We start from the raw sequence: 22,397 nt of genomic DNA, 5'->3' as shown, positions 1-22,397 counted from the left end.
GGTTACCGGGCATGGTCATCTGTCACTCCGTTTGAACAGGAGTGACTCCATGCCCGATACACCTGCAGTTTCCGCGCTCGGCGAACCGCTGACCGCCGACTACGAAATCATCAAAGACAAGATTCCTGCGTGGCTGCCCGCCACGCACGAACGCAATCGCCAGACTTTCAGGCGCGCCGACACCGGCCATGTCGATTGGCTCGCCACCCTGAGCGATGCGCAGCGCACGCAACTCAAGCGCTACAACGAGACCGCCGCGCTGTCACAGCAAGCGGTGGATGAGGCCATGGCGCCATTGCAGGACGTCGACACCTTCGCTCGGCCGCTGCTGCAACAGGCGCTCAAGACCCAGTACAAGGTTGAGCTGGATGTGGACCGCACGTTCGTGCACCTGCACAAACCGCTTGAAATCGGCGTCCTGGACATCCGTGCCGGACATTTTTCCGTGCTGACCCTGTCGCTGTTGCAGGCGGCGCTGCACAACTTTGAAGCCTCTGAATGCGAGCCTGGAGCGTTCGACAGGTCATCACGGTTTCGCAGTGGTCGGCAAACCGACGCCGCGCCGGTCGACACTGTTCTGAGCGTGGCGGATTTTCTCACGCTGTGCCGAGGTCTGGATATCGGCGCGAAGTACCAGACCTTCCTCAAGGACTTTTTGCTGCCCACCGATACCGCCGCTGCCGACGCCTTGCAGCGCAAGGTGGTGCAGGCCCAGAAGGATGCGTTGCAAGCGGCCGCCTACCTGGCGCTGCTCAAAAACGACATCGGCCCTGACGACTACCGGATGATCGGCGAGGTGGTTGCCGGCCGGCGTGATGTCCGCGCCGACGGCAAACCGGTGTGGTTCAGCGACTTGAGCATCATGGGCCTGCGCCTGCACGGCTGCACGGTGTTCGTGCCGGTGCAAAAGTACGGCGAGGCCAGGCAAGTGCTGCTGTATATCCCGCACGACCCGCAACAACCGCTGAAAAAATACGAAAGCCGCCAGGCCATGGAAGAGGCGCTGACCCGGCAACTGATGGCGGGCGCGGTGGGCGCGCAACTCACGCCTTACCAGCAGTTCATTTTGCCGTTCCTGGCCTATGCCGACCAACCCACCTATTTTCGCCGCCTGACCCAGGACGCCCCGGATGCGCCGGGTGATCCTTTCGTAATGTGGCGCTCCCCCATCATGCGCTTTGTGCTGCCGTTTGTTTTGTCGATCGTGACCGTCACGCTCGAACCCAAAGAGCTGCCGCCCAAGCCCCAGGCACCGCGTGTGCCGATTGAAAACCCAAATTTCTACATCCGCGTACTGTCCAAGGGCGAGCTATGGGATGACAACGTCGACCTGTTCCCGGACAACTTCCTCAAGCTGCGCGACAAGTTGATCGCTGACGCTCGCAGTCACGCGGTGCCCACTGCCGATGTGGATGCGCGGGTGCGAGCCGAGAAAATCGCTGCCCTTGAATCTGCCGGGCTGCTGGCGCTTAACCTGGTGTCGATGCTGGTGCCGGGCCTGGGCGAAGTGATGATGGCGGTGATGGCCGCGCAATTGCTCTACGAAACCTTCGAAGGGGTGATCGAATGGCACGAAGGTGACCGCGAAGCCGCCTTGGCGCACTTGACCGATGTGGCCGAAAACCTCGCCTTGATCGGGGTGATGGCGGCGGGTGGCGCGGCGCTGGGCAAGGCGCTCAAGGCGCCTGCTGTGCTCGATGGGGTCAAACCGGTGACCCTCGCGTCGGGTGAACGCAAATTGTGGAAAACCGATCTGACGCCGTACAAGGCGCCTGTACGCCTCGATCCCGAGTCCACGCCTGATGCGCTGGGCCTTCACGAACATTTCGGTGCTACCGTGCTGCCTCACGAAGGCGATCACTACCTGGTCAAGAAAGACCCGCAGACCGAGCAATACCGTATTGAGCACCCTACCCGGCGCGACGCCTACGCACCCTTGCTCGAACACAATCACGAAGGCGGCTGGCAACACGAAGGCGAAGACCCGCTGACCTGGGACGACAACACCGTGCTGCGCCGCCTCGGGCAACCGGCCGACGGCCTGAGTAGCGAGCGCTTGCAGCAGGCGCGCCTGGCGAGCGGTGTCGACAGCGAGACACTGCGGGCCGGGCATGTCGACGTGGAGCCGGTGCCGTTGGCACTCTGCGAGAGTCTCAAGCGCTTGCGCATCAAAGACGAACTCAAGCGTTTTGTGACGCAGATGAAAAGCACCGACCCGGCGGTTTACGGCCAGGCCGATGTGGGCCTGCAAATGGATCTGTTGCTGCGTCGCGGTATGTTGCCAGACATGCCCCCCTGGGTATTCGAGTATGCGGGTCGCAAACTCTGGGGCCCTGGCGCCACCAACCGGGGCGGCCGGCGTGCCGTAGTCCTCGGGGACGGCGGCCTGCAGCGCGGCGAATTGCTGCAACAAGTGCTGTATACCCTGCAGGATGACGACCCCACGTTGTCGGAGTTTCCAGGACGTGCCGAGGACAGCCTGGAGCAGCGCGCCGGCCTGTTGCGCGACTACCTGGCGGATCAGGTCGAAATTTTTCAGGACATGCTCGCCCAAGAGCGTTATCAGACGCGTGCCGGCACCGATGATCCGGACGCGATTCGCCTGATCGAACGCTACCCCGGCCTGCCGGCGTCAATGGCCGAGCATTTGCTTAAAGGCACCCGCCCTGAAGAACTGCATGCATTGCGCACCCGTGGCGAATTGCCCGAAACCCTCGATGCCCACGCGCGCTGGCACGCCCAGGAAGACCGCGTGGCCCGCGCGTACGAGGGCCTGTTCGACGAGACACCCGGCACCCTCGACAGTCAGCGTCTGGCGCTGCGCACCCTGGAAACCTTGCCCGGCTGGCGTCGCGGCCGTCGCATCGAGCTGCGTCACCATTCCCAAGGCGGCGAGTTGCTGGACGCCATCGGCTCGCCGGATGCCAACAACCGCAGGACCCTGGTGCTGCGCGACAACGGCCTGTTTGAAGGCCCCATGCCAAGGGATTTCTACACCGCCACCTGGCACCTGCTCAGCGCCGAAGAGCGCCAGGCCATGGGTGTGAGCGAAGTGGCGCAGCTCAAGTCACGGATCCGGCAATCGCCGTTGCCGCGCGCACCGCTGCGCACGGTGCTGGCCGAACACCCGGTGCGCAAACCGGCCTATGACCCCTCGATGCGCCTGTTGGGCGGTGGTCCCGGTTTGGATCAGTGGGTGACCCAGGCCGGCAATCTGTTCCGCACGCCGCAGGCGCGGGCGCGGCGGCTGTTTCCTGGCCTGGATGACGCCGGCGTGGAGGCGTTTATCGAGTCGTTGGGCACGGACGTGCGCGGTGGTCTGTCTCGCCTGGAGGCCGAGTATCAGAAGCTCAAGCAAGACCTGCACCAGTGGACGCGCACTGGCGATGGGACTGCCGGCGCGTTGGCGCGGGAGATAAAACGCTGCTGGCGCAGGCAAACCAAAGAGTTGACGATCACACCGAACAGGCCGATCAGTCTGCCGGCATTGAGTGCCGATTTCAGCCATGTTGAAACGTTAGAGCTTAAAACAATTAACTGGAACGCCGACGCGCAGACGTTTCTGAATAACTTCAAGCGGCTCAAGGAACTGCGCATCAACAGCGCGGGGCTGACCGAGCTGCCGCCGTCGATCGGTCAACTGTCCGACCTGACGCGCCTGTCGCTCAGAAGCAACTCCATTCGCCTGACGCCGCAGAGCGTCCAACAACTCGGCGCGCTGCCAGCGCTACGCCGGCTGGACCTGGGCTACAACCGGTTGAGTCTTGCCCCCGATTTCAGCGCTCAGCCAAAGCTTGAGTATGTCGATCTCAGTAACAGTCAGCTGGAGCAATGGCCGCGCGGCCTGGGCGCGCAAACCGAGTTGACCACGCTCAATCTGAGAAATAACCGCCTGACCTCTATCCCTGCGCATCACCTGGAACCTGCGCCGGAGCAGCTTGAGGTGATGGTGCGAATCAATCGGGCCACGGCCATCACCCACAACCCCGGATTGCTGAGTTACGGTGATGCGCTGGACCGCTACTGGCGAAATTTGCAGACCCAGCATCCCGAGCTGGTGCTGGACACCAACGGCGATAACTTTGCCGTTGAAACGCCGCTGATTGCCAAGACTCAACGCCTGTTTCCACAATTCAACATCAAACAGGCACGGGAATATATCTGGAGCCTGGGCGAGGGTGGCGACGCGCGTTTGATTGCTCGCGAGCAAGCCTTTGCTACATTGACCGATCAGCTCAATGCCTGGGCGTTTTCCGGCGATGCTCCGATGCAGCGTTATGTGCGCACAGACCGGCTGCAGGCAAACGCTGCGACCCGTGACGACCGTTACCTGGCCAGGGCGCGCATCCTCAGTTGCTGGAAACGCGAGACGCCGCAGCAGTTGGCCTACGACGGCACTCCCATCGGCTACGAGCTGGACCTGAGCGGCCTGCGTCTGCCGAGCCTGCCGGACCTGGAGGCGGATTTCAGTCATGTGGGTTCGCTCAAGTTGAGCGGCATGGGCCTGAGTGCGTCGCCCGAGGGCTTTCTCGCCCGCTATCGCGACGCGCGCTGGGTCGACCTGTCCAACAACCGGCTGCGCGAACTGCCGCCGGCACTGGGTGAGATGCGCGGCCTCACACGCCTGTTCCTGCACAACAACCGTATACGCCTGACACCGCAGACCGCGCAGATCCTGGCAGAACGCGTGACGCTGCGCGCACTGTCGCTGGACGGCAACCCGTTGGGTATCACCCCGGACCTGGGGCAAATCAGCGATCTGCGCGTGTTGAGCATGAGCCGCACCGGCATCGATCGCGTTCCTGAGGGCCTCGGCGAGCAACCGCTTTTGAACGACATCAACCTCAATGGCAACGCGATTACCCACTTGCCGGACGCACTTATCGCGCCCCCGGATGCGCAGTTGGCCAGGTCGGCGCGCTTGAGCTCTGCTATCCAACTGGCCGATAACCCGCTGACGGAGCAGACCTTGCAGCAGGTGCGCGATTATCACCAGCGGCTGCAACGGGCCGGGTTGCCACAGCCGGACAGCACCACGCTGCTGGTGGCAACCGCACTGGGTCAATCGACCCGCGCCGCGGGCGAATTGGTTGCAGGTGCGGAATTTGAACGCTGGACCAGCGGCTTGACTGACGCACAACGCGCCACGCGCCGGGCGCAGTGGTTGGCCCTGCGCGCGCAGCCGGGTTCGGATGGCTTCATGCGCATGCTTAGGGACCTGGATACGGGCGGCGCATGGCACGAGGACTTGCAAGGCCGGGTCTGGGAAGTTATCGACACCATTTCCCAACAGACCGACGCTGCCGATGCGCTGCGCGGGCGGATGTTCGATTGGGCCGGTGCGGCGACCTGTTGCGACCGGGCGGCGTTATCGTTCAGCAATGTGGAGATCATGGCCATGGTGCACAAGGCGCGCTTGCAGGCCAGCGACCAGACCCAGGGGCTGGCGCTGATGAAGTTGTCGCGCGGGCTGTTTCGCCTGGACGAGGTGGACAAAACCATCCAGGCGGACATCCAGAAGCGTATCGAGACGATCGAGAACCAGCCGGGCCTGACGCCGCTGCAACGCCAGCAAAGAATTGAAGGGCTGGAAGAGGTGGAGATCAGTCTGGCGTATCGGCTGGGCCTGAAAGCGCCTGACCGTCTGGATCTGCCTGCACAGGCACAAGGGGGGCGGTATACCGGGCTGGCCGGGGTCAGCGAGCAAACACTGGATGAAACCTGCGAGCGCATTCTGGCGCTCGATGGCTCGCCCGAGGAGTTTCAGTCCCTGGTGTCGAGGGATTTCTGGCAGGAATACCTGACCCAGAAATACCCCGAACGTTTCCAGGCGATGAGTCAGCCCTTTCACGATCAGTTGGCCGAGCTGCACGACAGGTTGGACACAGGGAGCCTTCCCGCCAACGAGTTTGAAAGCAGATCCAAGGGCTTGCAGGGGGAGCTTGAATTTGCCGAAGCGGAGCTGATCAAGACCCTGACCCGCGCCGAACAGGCGGCACTGCAGCCTTGAACAAGGGCTGTTAAAACAAAAAATAACGCTGCGCCATCGGCAGCACCTCGGCCGGCTCGCACCACAGCAATACGCCGTCGGCCTTGACCTGATAGGTCTGCGGGTCCACCTCGATATCCGGCAGGTAATCGTTGTGGATCAGGTCGGTTTTCTGCACATCGCGGCACCCCTTGACCACGGCGATCTGCTTTTTCAACCCCAGGGCCTCGGGCAATCCGGCGTCCTGGGCGGCCTGGCTGATAAAGGTCAGGCTGGTGGCGTGCAGCGAGCTGCCGAAGCTGGCGAACATTGGGCGGTAGTGCACCGGTTGCGGCGTGGGAATCGACGCGTTGGCGTCGCCCATCAGGCTGGAAGCAATGGCGCCGCCCTTGAGGATCAACGTCGGCTTGACGCCGAAAAACGCCGGTCGCCACAACACCAGGTCGGCCCATTTGCCGACTTCGATGGAACCGACGATATGGCTGACACCGTGAGTGATCGCCGGGTTGATGGTGTACTTGGCGATGTAGCGCTTGATGCGGAAATTGTCGTTGCCCGGGCCGTCGCCGGGCAGGGCGCCGCGCTGGCGTTTCATCTTGTCGGCGGTTTGCCAGGTGCGCGTGATCACCTCGCCGACGCGGCCCATGGCCTGGCTGTCGGAGCTGATCATCGAGAACGCGCCGAGGTCGTGCAGGATGTCTTCGGCGGCGATGGTCTCGCGGCGGATACGGCTTTCGGCGAAGGCCACGTCTTCGGCAATGCTCGGGTCAAGATGGTGACAGACCATCAGCATGTCCAAGTGTTCGTCGATGGTGTTGCGCGTGAAAGGCCGCGTCGGGTTGGTCGAGCTGGGCAGCACGTTGGGCAAGCCACAGGCCTTGATGATGTCCGGCGCATGGCCGCCACCGGCACCTTCGGTGTGGTAGGTGTGAATGGTGCGGCCCTTGAGCGCGGCGAGGGTGGTTTCGACGAAGCCGGATTCGTTGAGGGTGTCGCTGTGGATCGCCACCTGCACGTCGTATTGGTCGGCAACGTTCAGGCAATTATCGATGCTGGCGGGCGTGGTGCCCCAGTCTTCATGCAGCTTCAAACCGATGGCACCGGCCTTGACCTGTTCGATCAACGGTTCGGGCAAACTGGCGTTGCCCTTGCCGGTGAAGCCGATGTTCATCGGGAACGAATCGCTGGCCTGGAGCATGCGCGCCAGGTGCCACGGGCCCGAGGTGCAGGTGGTGGCGTTGGTGCCGGTGGCGGGCCCGGTGCCACCGCCGATCATGGTGGTGACGCCGCTGGTCAGCGCTTCTTCGATCTGCTGCGGGCAGATGAAATGCACGTGGCTGTCGATGCCGCCGGCGGTAAGGATCATGCCTTCGCCGGCGATCACTTCGGTGCTGGCGCCGATGGCCATGGTCACGCCGGGCTGGATGTCCGGGTTGCCGGCCTTGCCGATGGCGTGGATGCGGCCGCTCTTCAGGCCGACGTCGGCCTTGACGATGCCCCAGTGGTCGATGATCAGCGCGTTGGTGATCAGGGTGTCGACCACTTCATGGGCGAGCAACTGGCTCTGGCCCTGGCCATCGCGGATGACCTTGCCGCCGCCGAACTTGACCTCTTCGCCATAGACGGTGAAGTCCTGCTCGACTTCCAGGAACAGCTCGGTGTCGGCCAGACGGACCTTGTCACCGACGGTGGGGCCGTACATGTCGGCGTAGGCTTGGCGGCTGATTTTCATGTGTGTGAGCTCTGAGAAATTGTGTTGAATGTGAGATCGCTATCGCAGGCAAGCCAGCTCCCACATTTTGATCTGCGAATACATTCAAAATGTGGGAGCTGGCTTGCCTGCGATGAGGCCCTAAAGGTCGCCCATGATCCGCCCCGCAAACCCGAACACCCGCCGTCCCCCACTCAAATCCACCAACTCCACCTCCCGGCTCTGCCCCGGCTCAAACCGCACCGCCGTGCCCGCCGGAATATTCAGGCGCATGCCCCGACTCGCCGCGCGGTCAAACGTCAGCGCGTCATTGGTCTCGAAGAAGTGATAGTGCGAACCCACCTGGATCGGCCGGTCGCCGCTGTTGGCCACGCCGAGGGTGACGGTGCGCCGGCCGACGTTGAGTTCGATGTCGCCAGGCTGGATCTGATATTCACCAGGAATCATGCAGGTTGCCCCAGGGTCTTGTAGTAGATGGCGGTCGGGCTGTAGCGCCCGTCCGGGCTTTGGCAGTAGTCGGGCAGTTCACCGATCTTGGTGTAGTGCAGCGACTGGTAGAAGGCTTCGGCAGGCGAGCCGGCTTCGGTGTCCAGGTACAGCAGGCCGCGTTGGTGCTGGCGCGCGGCGAGTTCCAGGGCGTTCATCAATTGCTGGCCGAGACCATGGCGGCGGGCGCTGCTGTGCACCAGCAGCTTTTGCACCTCGGCGCGGTTCAGGCCGTTGGCTTTCTGGCACAGCGCCAACTGCACGCTCGCGATGACCTGCTCGTCACGCACCACCACCCACAGCAACAGGCTGGCGTCTTCGATGCTGGCCTGCACGCTGTGCAAATAGTCGCGTGCCTGGGCCTCGTCGAAGTCGGCCATGAACCCGACCGAAGCGCCGTGCCTGACCGCATCCAGCAGCAGCTCGATCAAGCCCAGGCGGTAGTGGGCAAAACTTTCAGCATTGACTCGACGCAGTTGCGCGGCGTTCATCGATGTCACTCCTTGGGCGGTTCGGCGCCCGGGTTCAGGGCCAATTGCATAAAGGTCAGGTCCAGCCAGCGGCCGAACTTGATGCCCACGCGGGGCATCTGCCCGGTGGTGATGAAGCCCAGGCGTTCATGCAGGCGGATCGAGGGGTGGTTGCCACTTTCGATTGCCGCGACCATGACATGCTTGCCGCAGGCGCGCGCGCGTTCGATCAGGGCTTGCATCAGGCGCGGGCCCAGGCCCTTGCCGCGTTGGTCGTTGCGCACGTACACCGAGTGCTCGACGCTGTAGCGGAAACCCTCGAAGGGTCGCCAGTCGCCGAACGAGGCGTAGCCGGTAACCTCAGCGTTTTCGACTGCAACCAGGATCGGATAACCCAGGGCCTGGCGCGCATTGAACCAGGCCAGGCGGTTGTCCAGGTCCACCGGTTGTTCATTCCAGATCGCCGTGGTGTTGAGCACCGCATCGTTGTAGATGTCGCGGATCGCCGGCAGGTCGTTCTCGGTTGCCTCACGAATCATGGCCGGGCCTCACGCGATGGGCTGGTGCACGGTCACCAGCTTGGTGCCGTCGGGAAACGTGGCTTCCACCTGGATATCCGGGATCATTTCCGGGATGCCTTGCATGACCTGTTCACGGCTGAGCAAGGTCGTGCCGTAGTGCATCAGGTCGGCCACGGTGCGGCCATCGCGGGCGCCTTCCATCAGGGCCGCCGAAATGTAGGCGATGGTTTCCGGGTAGTTGAGCTTTACCCCGCGTGCGAGGCGTCGTTCGGCGACTAAACCGGCGGTGAAGATCAGCAGTTTGTCTTTTTCCCGTGGGGTCAGGTCCATGGTTCAAGGTCCTTTAAATGCATTCTTAAATACAATGGAGATCAAGTGTGGGAGCTGGCTTGCCTGCGATAACGGTGTATCAGGCAGTGCAGTTGTGTTTGACCCACTGCAATCGCAGGCAAGCCAGCTCCCACATTTTTGATCTTCATGTGCTCCAGATTCTCGGTGATACCGCTTCCCTGCCGAGTACGGCAGGGCGCAACAGCCGCCATAAATCAATCAACCAACCCCGCGCCAGCAACGCTTCGCCGGCCAGGCAGCGCGCCACCAGCAAGCCGGGCAGTTGGGTCAAATCCCCGCGCACGGCATTGGGCAGGGCGCGGCATTGTTCAAGTAAGTCACTGTCGATTTCGCCGGTGAGCAACAGCGTGGCAAACACCGGTTGCCCGTCCAGGCCGATGGGCGAGTCGAGCAAACCATCGCTGCCGACAATGCGCTGACGCTCATGCCAGAGCAACTGGCCGTCACGGCGGATATCCAGATGGGATTGAAAGTGGCCCAGCTCAAAACGTTCGCCGCTGGCCGGGCGGCCGAGGGCGACCACGTCCCAGTAGAACAGGCGTGCATCGCCTTGCAGCTCGATGCGGGTGGTGAGTTCGGCCTGGGCGGCACTGAACACAATGGTTTCCTGGGGCAGCCATTCCAGGGTCGCGCCGGCCTCCACGGTGAGTTCGAGCTGCTGATAGGCCGGGCCGTTGGCGCGATACCATTTGGCCGCGCCGGGGCTGGTCAGTTGGGCCCAGGCGCCTTCGCCGACATGGGCGCTGACGTCCAGGCGATCGCCACCGGCAATCCCGCCGGGCGGGTGCACGATGATGTGCTGGCACACCTCGGGGCCTTCGGCGTACAGGTGTTTTTGCACGCGCAGCGGGCCGAGGTGGCGGCGCATCACCGGGCGCGTGGTGTCGCCGAAACGCGCGTAGCCGAGTTCCAGCGCGGCGTGCCAGCTGGGGGTGAACAGGGCAGGGGAAACGGGCAGGTTCATGGTGTGTACTTATTGTCGGGACGCCAAAGATTAGATGGTAACTAGTCCACGCACACCCTCGCTTTGCATATTTTCTCCACGTCCCTGCTGCACGATTTCGCCACGGGACATCACCAGGTACTGGTCGGCCAGTTCGGCGGCAAAGTCGTAGAACTGCTCGACCAACAGGATCGCCATATCGCCGCGCTCGGCGAGTTTCTTGATCACCGCGCCGATCTCCTTGATCACCGAGGGCTGAATGCCTTCGGTGGGTTCATCGAGGATCAGCAAGCGCGGACGGCTGGCCAGGGCGCGGCCAATCGCCAACTGCTGCTGCTGGCCACCGGACAGGTCGCCGCCGCGCCGATGCTTCATCTGCAGCAAGACCGGGAACAGCTCGTAGATAAACGCCGGCACTTCCTTGGCTTGCGAACCGGGAAAGCGTGACAGCCCCATCAGCAGGTTTTCTTCCACGGTCAGCCGCCCGAAAATCTCGCGACCCTGGGGCACGTAGGCGATGCCTGCGTGCACGCGCTGGTGTGGCTTGAAGCTGGTGATGGCGCGGCCTTCCCAATTCACCTTGCCTTCCTTGGCCGGCAGCAAACCCATCAGGCACTTGAGCAAAGTGGTCTTGCCCACGCCGTTGCGGCCGAGCAGGCAGGTGACTTCGCCGATCTTCACGTCAAACGACAGCCCGCGCAGGATGTGGCTACCGCCGTAGTACTGGTGCAGCTTGTCGACTTGCAACATTCTCAAAACCTCCTCAATGATCGTTCCCCCGCTCCGCTGATCGTTCCCACGCTCTGCGTGGGAATGCCGCCTTGGACGCTCCGCGTCCCGCTCCTGCGCAATGGTGACGCAGAGCGTCACGGGATGCATTCCCACGCGGAGCGTGGGAACGATCACCGTCCTAAATACACCTCGATCACGCGCTCATCGGCCTGCACCTGCTCCAGCGATCCTTCAGCCAGCACGCTGCCCTGGTGCAACACCGTCACATGGTCGGCAATCGAGCCGACAAACCCCATGTCGTGCTCCACCACCATCAACGAATGCTTGCCCGCCAGGCGCTTGAACAGTTCGGCGGTGAACTCGGTTTCGGCGTCGGTCATGCCCGCCACCGGTTCGTCCAGCAGCAGCAATTGGGGGTCCTGCATCAGCAGCATGCCGATTTCCAGGAACTGCTTCTGGCCGTGGGACAGCAAGCCGGCCTGGCGATGCAGCGAGGCCGTGAGGCGAATGGTGTCGAGCACTTCATCGATGCGGTCCTTTTGCTCACCGCTCAGGTGCGCGCGCAGGCTGGCCCATACCGACTTGTCGGTCTTCTGCGCCAGCTCCAGGTTTTCAAACACGCTGAGGGCTTCGAACACCGTGGGTTTCTGGAACTTGCGGCCGATGCCGGCCTGGGCGATCTGCACTTCACTCAGGCTGGTCAAGTCGAGGTTTTCGCCAAACCAGGCGGTGCCGTGGCTGGGTCGGGTCTTGCCGGTGATCACGTCCATCAGCGTGGTCTTGCCCGCGCCATTGGGGCCGATGATGCAGCGCAATTCACCGACGCCGATGTACAGGTTAAGGTCGTTGAGCGCCTTGAAACCGTCGAAGCTGACGCTGATGTCTTCCAGGCTCAGGATGGTGCCATGGCGCGTGTTAAGGCCCTTGCCCGCGGCCTGGCCAATGCCGATGGCATCGCGGCCGCTGCCTGCATCGAAAATAGGTTCAAGCATGACGTTCCTCATTTCTTCAGCAGGCCGATGACGCCCTTGGGCAGGTACAGGGTGACGATGATGAACAGTGCCCCCAGGAAGAACAGCCAGTACTCCGGGAAGGCCACGGTGAACCAGCTCTTCATGCCATTGACCACACCGGCGCCGAGCAACGGCCCGATCAGCGTGCCGCGTCCACCGAGGGCCACCCATACGGCGGCCTCGATGGAGTTGGTCGGCGACATTTCGCTGGGGTTAATGATGCCCACCTGCGGCACATACAGCGCCCCGGCCAAGCCGCACAGCACCGCGCTCAACACCCACACGAACAGCTTGAAGCCACGCGGGTCGTAGCCGCAGAACATCAGGCGGTTCTCGGCATCGCGCAAGGCGGTCAATACGCGGCCGAACTTGCTGCGCGCCAGGCGCCAACCGATGAACAGGCTGGTGACCAGCAGCAGCACCGTGGCGATAAACAACACCGCGCGCGTGCCCGGTTCGGTGATACCGAAGCCGAGAATGCTGCGGAAGTTGGTGAAGCCGTTGTTGCCGCCAAACCCGGTCTCGTTGCGGAAGAACAGCAGCATGCCGGCAAAGGTCAGGGCCTGGGTCATGATCGAGAAGTACACGCCCTTGATCCGCGAACGGAAGGCAAAGAACCCGAATACCAGCGCCAGCACGCCTGGCGCCAGCACCACCAGGCACAGGGCCCAGAGGAAGTGCTGGGTGCCGACCCAGTACCAGGGCAATTCGGTCCACGACAGGAACGTCATGAACGCCGGCAATTCATCGCCGGCGGCCTGGCGCATCAGGTACATGCCCATCGCGTAGCCGCCCAGGGCAAAGAACAAACCGTGGCCGAGGGAGAGCATCCCGGCGTAGCCCCACACCAGGTCCAACGCCAGGGCGACGATGGCGTAGCACAAGATCTTGCCCACCAGTGTCAACGTATAGGCCGACACGTGCAGCGGGTTTTCCGGCGAGAGCAGGGAGCACAACGGCAAGGCCAGCAGCAGGATCAGGATGATCGCACCGGCGGCAATCGTCGCCTTGGGACCGGCCTTTTGCGTGGCCGTAAGCATCAGTGGCTGGTTCATCAGTCGATCACCCGTCCTTTCAGTGCGAAGAGTCCTTGCGGGCGTTTCTGGATAAACAGAATGATCAGCGCGAGGATCAGGATCTTGCCGAGCACGGCGCCGATCTGCGGCTCCAGGATTTTATTGGCGATGCCCAGGCCGAAGGCCGCCATCACGCTGCCGGCCAGCTGGCCCACGCCACCGAGTACCACGACGAGGAACGAGTCGATGATGTAACTCTGGCCGAGGTCGGGGCCGACGTTGCCGATCTGGCTCAGCGCCACGCCGCCCAGGCCGGCAATGCCCGAGCCCAGGCCGAACGCGAGCATGTCCACGCGCCCGGTGGGCACGCCGCAGCAGGCGGCCATGTTGCGGTTCTGGGTAACGGCGCGCACGTTGAGGCCCAGGCGCGTCTTGTTCAGCAGCAGCCAGGTCAGCACCACCACGCACAGCGCGAACGCAATGATCACGATGCGGTTGTAGGGCAGCACCAGGTTGGGCAGCACTTGAATGCCCCCGGACAACCACGCGGGGTTGGACACTTCGACGTTCTGCGCGCCGAACACCAGGCGCACCAACTGGATCAGCATCAGGCTGATGCCCCAGGTGGCGAGCAGGGTTTCCAGGGGGCGGCCGTAGAGATGACGAATTACCGTGCGTTCCAGGGCCATGCCGATGGCGGCCGTGACAAAAAATGCCACCGGCAGCGCGATCAACGGGTAGAACTCGATGGCTTGCGGCACATAGCGCTGCATCATCAGTTGCACCACGTAGGTGGAATACGCGCCGAGCATCAGCATCTCGCCGTGGGCCATATTGATCACGCCGAGCAGGCCGAAGGTGATCGCCAGACCCAAGGCGGCCAGCAACAGGATCGAACCCAGGGACATGCCGCTGAAGGCCTGCCCGAGCATCTCACCCATCATCAATTTGCGCTTGACCTGGGCCAGGCTGGTTTCGGCGGCGGTGTGCACGGCGGCGTCGGTTTCAACGCCCGGGGCAAGCAATGCCTCAAGACGGGTGCGCGCCAGCGGGTCGCCGGTGCTGCCGAGCAAACGCACGGCGGCCAGGCGCACCGCGGGGTCGCTGTCGACCAGTTGCAGATTGGCCAGCGCCAGACTGAGGGCGGTGTGCACGTCCTCGTCGGTTTCGGCGGCGACGCGTTGGTCGAGGAATTTGAGTTGCGCCGGTTGCGCACTTTTTTGCAGGGTTTGCGCGGCCGCCAGGCGTACCTTGGGGTCGGCGGCGAGCAGTTGCTGGCTGGCCCTTACGTTGTCGATCAGGCCACGCAGGCGGTTGTTCAAGCGTACGGTTTTCACTTCACCGTTGAGCGTGAGTTGGCCTTGCTGCAGCGCGTCCACCAGCTCGATGCGCGCCGGGTCGGGCTGGGCGGCCCAGTCCTGGAGGAGCTTGGCTTGCTGGGCCGGGTTGGCGGCCAGGAAGTCTTCGGCGTCGCCGGCGTGTGCGGCCAGGGGCAGCAACAGCACCAGTGTAAGGAAAAAGCGCTTGAGGGCAGTGGGCATCACAAAATGTCCTGATCATGCACGGTCAAAACTGTGGGAGCGGGCTTGCTCGCGAATGCGGTGTGTCAGTCAATGCATCTGTTACTAATCCACCGCTTTCGCGAGCAAGCCCGCTCCCACATTTAGACCGAGTCGGGCTTTAGTTACTCTTCACTGCGTAATCCGGCTTCTTGTCATTGCCAGGAATGTACGGGCTCCACGGCTGTGCGCGGATCGGCTCCTGGGTCTGCCACACCACCGAGAACTGCCCATCGGCCTGGATTTCGCCGATCATCACCGGCTTGTGCAGGTGGTGGTTGGTCTTGTCCATGGTCAGGGTGAAACCCGACGGTGCATCGAAGGTTTGCCCGGCCAAGGCTTCACGCACTTTGTCGACGTCGGTGGACTTGGCTTTCTCGGCCGCCTGCGCCCACATATGGATGCCAACATAGGTGGCTTCCATCGGGTCGTTGGTCACGGCTTTGTCCGCGCCCGGCAGGTTGTGTTTCTTGGCGTAGGCTTTCCAGTCGGCGACGAATTTCTGGTTCACCGGGTTCTCCACTGACTGGAAGTAGTTCCAGGCGGCGAGGTTGCCTACCAGCGGCTTGGTGTCGATGCCGCGCAGTTCTTCTTCACCCACCGAGAACGCCACCACCGGTACGTCTGTAGCTTTCAGGCCCTGGTTGGCCAGCTCTTTGTAGAACGGCACGTTGGAGTCGCCGTTCACGGTGGAGATCACCGCAGTCTTGCCGCCGGCCGAGAATTTCTTGATGTTGGCAACGATGGTCTGGTAGTCGGCATGGCCGAACGGGGTGTAGACCTCTTCGATGTCTTTGTCCGCCACGCCTTTGGAATGCAGGAACGAACGCAGGATCTTATTGGTGGTGCGCGGGTACACGTAGTCGGTGCCCAACAGGAAGTAACGCTTGGCGCCGCCGCCTTCTTCGCTCATCAGGTATTCCACCGCAGGGATCGCCTGCTGGTTCGGCGCCGCACCGGTATAGAACACGTTCGGCGACATCTCTTCGCCTTCGTACTGCACCGGGTAGAACAGCAGGCCGTTGAGTTCCTCGAACACCGGCAACACGGATTTGCGCGACACCGAGGTCCAGCAGCCGAACACCACGGCCACCTTGTCCTGGGTCAGCAATTGCCGGCCTTTTTCAGCGAACAGCGGCCAGTTCGACGCCGGGTCAACCACTACCGGCTCGAGCATCTTGCCGTTCACCCCGCCCTTGGCGTTGATCTCGTCAATGGTCATCAGCGCCATGTCCTTGAGCGAGGTTTCGGAGATGGCCATGGTCCCGGACAACGAGTGCAGGATGCCGACCTTGATGGTCTCTGCGGCCTGGACGGTCCAGGTCAAGCCCATGGCGACGATGGATGCTGAAAGAGTGAAAGCCTTGATCAAGCTGCGACGCTGCATGGTGCAATCTCCGTGATCGGTTTTTCTTGGATGGCTGATAAAGAGGAGATAGCAAGGGCTGTGCCGAAGTTGGCAAAGCCTGGCAGGTGAGAGGCACAGTGGGCAGGGCTGGTCAGAGTGCGCACCATTGTGGCGCTTGTTGGGCGTGCGCGTGCACGCCGATGTGCTGTTGTGGTGCCTGCTGAACATTATGTAGTGCACGCCCGCACAGGGGCTGACCGAGGATGGTGGAAACTTAACCACTGTTAATGGAGCACATGATGAATGAGGACGACCAGTACTTATCCGACACCCCCGCGCTTGGGCTGGAAGCAAAGCTGGCCCTCGAAGGGCCTTTCCTCAGCGCCGATGACGCCGCGTTCTGGGCGCATCAGCGCATCGACAAACGCGATGCCGGATACGGCGGCGCGATCCTTCGCAAAGCTGGCCGCTTTTATGCTTCGACGCCTCTGCGCGGCGGCACGCTCGACTTCACCCCGTCTGACGTGATTGAAGTGGACGATCGGGGCAAGATGCTGCTGCCGTCCGGCTATGCCCTCTACGCGTTTTATCACTCACATCCTGAGGACAACGAAAATTTTAAAAACATCGCGCTGACGGAGGCACAGCGCAGCATCCTCAAAGGTTTTTTTTCTTATCACGACGCGCGCTTCATCATCGATTCAGGCTCAGTCGTGCGTGCCCACTACTTGTCTGGACCTGATGGCGGGCTGCTCAAATATGTGACCAGCGATTCGCCCGAGGAACGTGCACTTCGCACTCGTATAGGGTTGGATAATTACAAGGCACTGCACCCCTTCGACGATTTCATTGCGCTGCTGGCGGAGGCGGGCGAACTGACGGTCATTGTGGCCGACAGCGCCTGGGGCGGCGAGCGTGGGCGCGTCAGCCGAAGCTGGAAACTGGGCTCCCCATTGAACAGTGAGGGGATGCAACCACTGTTTTCCAAAGTCATGCCCACCCCGGGCCTGGGGCATCTTTTGCCAGAAGACACGGAGCCGGTGTTTGGCTACCAGCTCAAGGCCCTCGGCAAAGATGAATACGTCGTGCCCACCCAGGCCTGGGAGCGCAGAGAGCTGACTGCCCCATCGCAGCTGTTCCCGAAGCGTGCGGATGGCGGCGTGAGGCTACCGTCCGGTTTCCTTATCAGTGCCGTCTACTGCCGGCTGGGTACCCACGGAATGTGGCTGCGTCCAGCATTCTTTACCCCGACGCTGTTGGCCTCCGTGGCCGAGCAAATGAGGGCCGCCCCCACCCTGTACAGCAGTGACCCTAAAATGCGCCTGGTCTTGCGTAGTTGGGACGGTCGGCTCTGGTCCTACGAGTATTCCGGTACGGACGCGGAAGCCCGGTATCTCGGTATTGATGGCGTGGCTATCGAAAATCAATTGAGGGACGGCACCCTGCCCGCGCTGGAGTTTGCCCAGCGCATTCTGGCGATTGGCGAGATCGTGACCTATCAGAGGCCGACAGACCCGCCGAAGCAAGGCGTGCTGGCCCAGGCCTCCTTTGAACAACTGAAAAAAACCATGAGCCCGGCCTTCATCACGGCAGATGATGCTGCGCGTTACCTGCATGAGCGCCCTCATGCGCGCAAAGAACTGCAGCTGGGCTACGTTCTGCAGCGTGACGATGACCTCTTCGTATCGACCGCCGCCATCGGCGAGTCCGCGCTCAGCCGCCAATTGGGTCTCACCTTTGACGGTAAGATTGCCACCCAGCTGTTCATGCCGACCGGATATCGCTACGCCGGGTTTGTGGTGCTGATGCCCAATATCTTCGAGACCGCCAGACAGGGCTTGCGGGGCCGGACGGACGAAGAGGTGCGACAGGGTAAAAAGCTGTCATTGGATGATGAAGCCAAGCTTTACTTGAGTACGCCCAATTATGAGTTCACCGCCAGCTTCATGGCTGCGGACGTTAAAATCCCCGCCTTGTACTACTCAAGCCCGTTTGATTCGCTGGTCAAGTACGTGCGTAGCGACACTCAGCTGGAGCGGGATTTCAGCGGGTTCCTGATAGAGGCTCTGCGTATCAATAGTATTAAGCCGCAGTTGGATGGCTTTGACGGCAGCGTGGTTGAAATGGTCCGCAAAATGGTGCGCTTGGGTGAGTTGCATGTGCTGCAAACCAGCCCCGCCTGGGGCGGTTCGCTGGGCAAGATCCCGAGCGTATGGACTGCCTACCAGCCGTTTATTTCTGCAACAACTGTTCCGCCCGCTTATAGCTGGGTATTCGAGCATGCCGATACGGCCGCCACCTATGGTCAAGACCAACAAGCGGCGAGCGGTGGGCAGTTGTCGTTCATTCTCAAGTCACTCAAGGCCGACGCTTACGTGGTAACCCGCCCCGTGGACCTGCGTCCTGGCCTGCCGGTATTTGATCAACTGCATGTATTCGACGGCCTGCCGACGGGATATGTGCCCTTCGGCGTCTGCTATGCGCCACGCCCGCCGCTGGGCTTGAGGATCGAGCAGCACTGGTTGTATGAAAGCTTTATTTCGACTCGTGAGTTGGCGGCGGCAATTGCTGAGTCGCGCCAGTCGACGAACCCGTTGCGCGCGCTCTACTTGAGTACCCGCGACGGTGCGCGGCTCAAGTACACCTTTTCCGGCAGTGCCTTGGAAAGCGAGCTCTACGGCGTGACCCCAACGGGCATCGTCACCGATAACGGCCACTTGGCATCGCTGATTGCCCAACACTCGACGCCTCTGCAATTCGTGCGGCAAGTGGCGGCGGCGGGGCGGCTGGCGGTGCAGCAAGTGGGTTCGATGTGGGATGTAGAAGGTGTGGTCGACAGCACTTGGGTGCCGTTTTCCCGCTACCCCAAGCTGGTCCTCAGCCGATATTTCCTGAGCGCCGACGATGCGGCGGCGTTTGCCCATGAGCAGGTTGGCCACCAGCGGGATACGCAGTATTGCGGAGTAATCCTGCAAGCCACCGGGCAACGTTTTGTCGCCACGCTGCCCAGGCTTTGTCCTTATGGGCAGCGGTTCAACCTGGGCGCGATGTTTGCGACGGATCACACGGGTACTTTGATCGTGCCGCAGGGCTTCACGCTGCACGGGCAGTACGCGTCGTGCACGGCGCTCGCGCTGCTGGATCGCACGCGCATGGAGCGTTTTGGCTGGTCGCGTAACGAGGCTTATATAGACTGGCAGCTGTTTGGCGATGATGACCTGCGCTACCTCATCGGCAACCGCCATCAGGTTTCGGTGGCGTACTTGTCCAGCGACGAAGACGCGTTGCTTGGGTATGACCTCAGCGGCTCCGCCGCCGAGCTGGCACTGCTCAAGCAACTTGAGCCGGGTGCGCAAGGCAATGCGCTTGATCGGCAACGCAGCGAGGGCGGGTTGTCCCCGGAAAAAATGGTGGCAATGCTGGCGGGCCTGGGGTTGCGCATTGTGCGGGGCAGCCGCTTGTGGGGCCTGTCGGGGGCGGTGCCCCAGCACTGGCGAGCTTATGCGTCCGAGCAAGCCTTCGAGCGTCCTGAGCAGGTGGCCTTCGGCGCGGTGTTCGCCACGGCGGATGAGGCGGCACAGGACGCGCACGCCCGTGTACGGCGTGATTTCGGCTCGACGCAAACCTGCTTTGCCTTTGTACTCAAGCATAAAGACAAGGAGGAATACGTGGTGTCCGAGACGGCGCCGGTCACCAGGGCCACGCCGTTGTTCAGCCTGGCGACCCTGTTCGCGGCCGCTGATGTCGGCAACTATGTCTACCCATCCGGTTTCACTCTGCATGGCTTGTTCTATGCGCGCCGATGGAAGCCCCAGGGTTTGCCGAGTGGCGAACTCTGGCTGGCTGCACATTTTATCGACTCGACCAATTTGTACTTAGCGTTTCAGGCCGCCAAGCGCTGGCGCACGCCTGGCAGCAACACGACTTTGGCGGTGTATGTGTCGACCCTGGACAACGCGTTGCTGCGCTACCAGCCAGCGGTTACGACGACGTTGTTCGATGCACAAAAACATGCGTCCGGCCAGTTCGAAGATATCCATACCCTGCTGGCCAGCGGCCAACTGACCGCCCAGGACTTTGTCCATCGGGTCATTCGTGAAGCGGGGTTGAGCGTCGTCGCCACCAATGACTGCTGGGATGAAAGCGGCGTGTTGACCGCCGACTGGCTGCCCTACGCAGACTTCAGCCGCCGGGCCATGAGCCCGGCGTTTCACCAGCAGGCGGACGCGGTACGTTATGCCCAGGCGTTGCTGGGGCCAGGGCGTGAACTTATCTATGGCGGGTTGGTGCTCAGGCGCACCGACGGTTTATTTGTGGCAACCGAGCCGGTCACGGTGCCCTCGGAAGACTTTGATCCCAAGTTCATCCTGCCCGACGAGGACGTACTTCCGGACTTTTTGGCGCCGGGGACAACGCTGGTGGCACGCTATCGCTCTCGGTGCGACAGGCTGCCAGCGTTCCTGCTCGATGAAGAGGAATTGGCGGTGTACCGTGGCATGTTTTCCACCGACGTGCTGGCCACCGCGTTCACCTGCAGCCACCTGTGGTCGAATGAATACTTGTTGGGACTCGACGGCTCGTTGATCGGCTTCAATTGCAATGGCGCCTGGATCGACTTTCAGAATGCCCAGCAGAAAGCCCAACGGGCGCTGGACCGCCAGAGCCTGCAACAGGCGTTGGCGCCTGCCGCTCGGACGCCCCATGACCCCCACAGCAACACCATCGAGCAACAACTGCGCGACGGCCGTAAAACGCCCATCGAGTTCGTCAACCAGGTGCTCAAGGTCGCGGCCATGCAGGTCGTGCAGGGCAGCGACCTGTGGGGCATTGTGCAGCAATTGCCGAGAGGGTGGCGGGTGGCGGGTGGCTTCATCAGCCCTGAAAAAAGTACCTATGCGACAGCGGATCGTGCCTGCGGGCCGGTGTTCAGCCATATCGACGATGTGGCCCGTGATATCCATCGACACGCCGGGGACCGCAGTGAATTGAGGTTCGGGTTTATCGTCAAGGCCAATAACGGACATTGGATGGCCAGCCGGCCGGTGTTTGGCGACGGTGCGCAGTTCCCCCTGAGCCGCGTGTGGCCCGGCGGGCGACTACCGCCGAGCTGCACGGTGCAAGGGCTGTATGTGCTTGCGCCGCAGCAGCAGCCCAGTGAGCTGAATGCTTCACCGGTTTATCGCAGTTTCGTCAACCCGAGCCTGTTGCGCAGCGCCTTGGGAGCAGTGCGTCAGTACAAGGCAGGTGCGGATACTTTCCTGCCGCTGTATCTATCATGCGCTGACGGGGCGCTGCTCAAATACCAGGCCGCGGTGCTCGACAGCGACTGGGATTCGCAAACCCGGCTGCAAGCCTATGTGAAAAAACTCAACGGCCCGTTCAACGCTGCTGAGTACATTCGCAAGGTGGCCCGTGCGGGCACCCTGCAAGTGCTGGTTCGTGGTGAAATCTGGGCAAGCCTGGGGCCGGTATCCCAAACCTGGACGGCACGCGAAGCCATTGATTATGTTCCGGGTGAGACTGAGCGAATCGCCCTGGGCCCGTTTTTCTCGCATGCCGACGATGCGGCCCGCTACCTGTGGCGTCGCCTGCGGCATGATGCTAGCAACGCCTGGCTGGGTGCGATTCTCGGCAACGGTAATACCCCCGCCAGCACCGTCCTGATCACTGAGCCGGAGCTGGACAATGGGCCGCTTGTAGAGGTGGGGCTGCGCGCCTCTACGCCGGCATACCAACGCTTGTTCGGCCATGTGATGAACCTGCGCGAACCCAAGCCATCGCCCAAATACCCGGCGGGTTATCAAGTGATCGGTGTGCAGCAGCTCTACAGCATTGAGCGTGACCGCGAGGCCCTGACAGACCGGCATGAGGAGGCACTGGCGAGCAATTTCCTGCCGCGCAAGGAATTAAGGGCGTTTATCGAGATGCTGCGTGTCGATAACGTGGTCGGTGCCCGTTACTACCTCACGCCCCGCCACGGCGCGCTGCTGGTGTACCTGCCCAGTTATCTCGACGCTGAAAGCAAACTGCTGCGCGAAGATTGGCCGTACCACCTCAGCGACAAACCCAGCCAAGCGATCACCGCGCTGATCAATACCGGCAAGTTGTACATCCTGGAACCGGACAGTTTCTGGCAGCCGCGCGGGCACGTATGGACCCGATTTTTGATGGCCCTGCGTCGTCAAGAGGCCTGACTACTTATTAACCGCTTTAAAGCGGCACCCGACGCCCAGAATGAAACGCCAGGGCATTGTGTCC

The 22,397-nt window shown here is 62.1% G+C and carries 13 protein-coding genes; 2 read left to right on the top strand and 11 right to left on the bottom strand.

Features of this window, described 5'->3' with window-relative positions; genetic code table 11:
* The first annotated feature begins 49 nt into the window (after positions 1-49).
* Positions 50-6,010, top strand: a complete 5,961-nt coding sequence (locus tag ACLH0H_RS06065; RefSeq protein WP_411381349.1) for an NEL-type E3 ubiquitin ligase domain-containing protein — start codon at positions 50-52, stop codon at positions 6,008-6,010.
* A gap of 10 nt (positions 6,011-6,020) precedes the next feature.
* Here the strand turns inward: ACLH0H_RS06065 and ureC are convergent, their stop codons facing one another.
* The 11 genes from ureC to urtA all read right to left on the bottom strand — a co-directional run bounded on the left by ureC (position 6,021) and on the right by urtA (position 16,178).
* A complete protein-coding gene (gene ureC / locus ACLH0H_RS06060) occupies positions 6,021-7,721 on the bottom strand; it encodes an urease subunit alpha (RefSeq protein ID WP_411381348.1) in 1,701 nt (566 codons plus the stop codon).
* 120 nt (positions 7,722-7,841) lie between these two features.
* A complete protein-coding gene (locus ACLH0H_RS06055; RefSeq protein ID WP_307387326.1) occupies positions 7,842-8,147 on the bottom strand; it encodes an urease subunit beta in 306 nt (101 codons plus the stop codon).
* Positions 8,144-8,677: a GNAT family N-acetyltransferase gene (locus ACLH0H_RS06050; protein ID WP_411381347.1), complete on the bottom strand. Its 534-nt coding sequence runs from the start codon at positions 8,675-8,677 to the stop codon at positions 8,144-8,146. Before ACLH0H_RS06050 ends, ACLH0H_RS06055 begins: the two co-directional genes overlap by 4 nt.
* A gap of 5 nt (positions 8,678-8,682) precedes the next feature.
* Positions 8,683-9,195 (bottom strand): N-acetyltransferase family protein, encoded by a 513-nt coding sequence (locus ACLH0H_RS06045; protein ID WP_411381346.1) that lies wholly within the window; start codon positions 9,193-9,195, stop codon positions 8,683-8,685.
* Between the two features lie 9 nt (positions 9,196-9,204).
* Positions 9,205-9,507 (bottom strand): urease subunit gamma, encoded by a 303-nt coding sequence (gene ureA, locus ACLH0H_RS06040; protein ID WP_076954533.1) that lies wholly within the window; start codon positions 9,505-9,507, stop codon positions 9,205-9,207.
* 145 nt (positions 9,508-9,652) lie between these two features.
* Entirely contained in the window at positions 9,653-10,492 is an 840-nt protein-coding gene (locus ACLH0H_RS06035) for an urease accessory protein UreD (protein WP_411381345.1), read from the bottom strand.
* 30 nt (positions 10,493-10,522) lie between these two features.
* Positions 10,523-11,221 (bottom strand): urea ABC transporter ATP-binding subunit UrtE, encoded by a 699-nt coding sequence (gene urtE / locus ACLH0H_RS06030; RefSeq protein WP_411381344.1) that lies wholly within the window; start codon positions 11,219-11,221, stop codon positions 10,523-10,525.
* A 152-nt stretch (positions 11,222-11,373) separates the two neighbouring features.
* Entirely contained in the window at positions 11,374-12,207 is an 834-nt protein-coding gene (gene urtD, locus ACLH0H_RS06025; protein WP_411381343.1) for an urea ABC transporter ATP-binding protein UrtD, read from the bottom strand.
* Positions 12,204-13,271 (bottom strand): urea ABC transporter permease subunit UrtC, encoded by a 1,068-nt coding sequence (gene urtC / locus ACLH0H_RS06020; RefSeq protein WP_411381342.1) that lies wholly within the window; start codon positions 13,269-13,271, stop codon positions 12,204-12,206. Before urtC ends, urtD begins: the two co-directional genes overlap by 4 nt.
* On the bottom strand, positions 13,271-14,773 hold the full coding sequence (gene urtB / locus ACLH0H_RS06015) for an urea ABC transporter permease subunit UrtB (protein ID WP_411381341.1): 1,503 nt from the start codon (positions 14,771-14,773) through the stop codon (positions 13,271-13,273). Before urtB ends, urtC begins: the two co-directional genes overlap by 1 nt.
* Before the next feature lie 139 nt (positions 14,774-14,912).
* Entirely contained in the window at positions 14,913-16,178 is a 1,266-nt protein-coding gene (gene urtA, locus ACLH0H_RS06010; protein WP_411381340.1) for an urea ABC transporter substrate-binding protein, read from the bottom strand.
* Between the two features lie 260 nt (positions 16,179-16,438).
* On the opposite strand from urtA, the gene ACLH0H_RS06005 reads away from it, so the two are divergent.
* Positions 16,439-22,333 carry a hypothetical protein gene (locus ACLH0H_RS06005; RefSeq protein ID WP_411381339.1) on the top strand — a complete coding sequence of 1,965 codons (5,895 nt, stop codon included), beginning with the start codon at positions 16,439-16,441 and terminating at the stop codon, positions 22,331-22,333.
* The last annotated feature ends 64 nt before the right edge of the window (positions 22,334-22,397 follow it).

This window comes from Pseudomonas sp. MPB26 (genome assembly GCF_046605355.1).
Taxonomy (GTDB): Bacteria; Pseudomonadota; Gammaproteobacteria; order Pseudomonadales; family Pseudomonadaceae; genus Aquipseudomonas; species Aquipseudomonas cedrina.
The sequence above is the reverse complement of the archived record's forward strand: the minus strand, read 5'-3'. Positions and strand labels throughout refer to the sequence as shown.

What these genes read in the sequence shown, in the direction of transcription:
- ACLH0H_RS06065 (WP_411381349.1), top strand. Translation starts at nt 50, where the DNA reads ATGCCCGATACACCTGCAGTTTCCGCGCTCGGCGAACCGCTGACCGCC.
- ureC (WP_411381348.1), bottom strand. Translation starts at nt 7,721, where the DNA reads ATGAAAATCAGCCGCCAAGCCTACGCCGACATGTACGGCCCCACCGTC.
- ACLH0H_RS06055 (WP_307387326.1), bottom strand. Translation starts at nt 8,147, where the DNA reads ATGATTCCTGGTGAATATCAGATCCAGCCTGGCGACATCGAACTCAAC.
- ACLH0H_RS06050 (WP_411381347.1), bottom strand. Translation starts at nt 8,677, where the DNA reads ATGAACGCCGCGCAACTGCGTCGAGTCAATGCTGAAAGTTTTGCCCAC.
- ACLH0H_RS06045 (WP_411381346.1), bottom strand. Translation starts at nt 9,195, where the DNA reads ATGATTCGTGAGGCAACCGAGAACGACCTGCCGGCGATCCGCGACATC.
- ureA (WP_076954533.1), bottom strand. Translation starts at nt 9,507, where the DNA reads ATGGACCTGACCCCACGGGAAAAAGACAAACTGCTGATCTTCACCGCC.
- ACLH0H_RS06035 (WP_411381345.1), bottom strand. Translation starts at nt 10,492, where the DNA reads ATGAACCTGCCCGTTTCCCCTGCCCTGTTCACCCCCAGCTGGCACGCC.
- urtE (WP_411381344.1), bottom strand. Translation starts at nt 11,221, where the DNA reads ATGTTGCAAGTCGACAAGCTGCACCAGTACTACGGCGGTAGCCACATC.
- urtD (WP_411381343.1), bottom strand. Translation starts at nt 12,207, where the DNA reads ATGAGGAACGTCATGCTTGAACCTATTTTCGATGCAGGCAGCGGCCGC.
- urtC (WP_411381342.1), bottom strand. Translation starts at nt 13,271, where the DNA reads ATGAACCAGCCACTGATGCTTACGGCCACGCAAAAGGCCGGTCCCAAG.
- urtB (WP_411381341.1), bottom strand. Translation starts at nt 14,773, where the DNA reads ATGCCCACTGCCCTCAAGCGCTTTTTCCTTACACTGGTGCTGTTGCTG.
- urtA (WP_411381340.1), bottom strand. Translation starts at nt 16,178, where the DNA reads ATGCAGCGTCGCAGCTTGATCAAGGCTTTCACTCTTTCAGCATCCATC.
- ACLH0H_RS06005 (WP_411381339.1), top strand. Translation starts at nt 16,439, where the DNA reads ATGAATGAGGACGACCAGTACTTATCCGACACCCCCGCGCTTGGGCTG.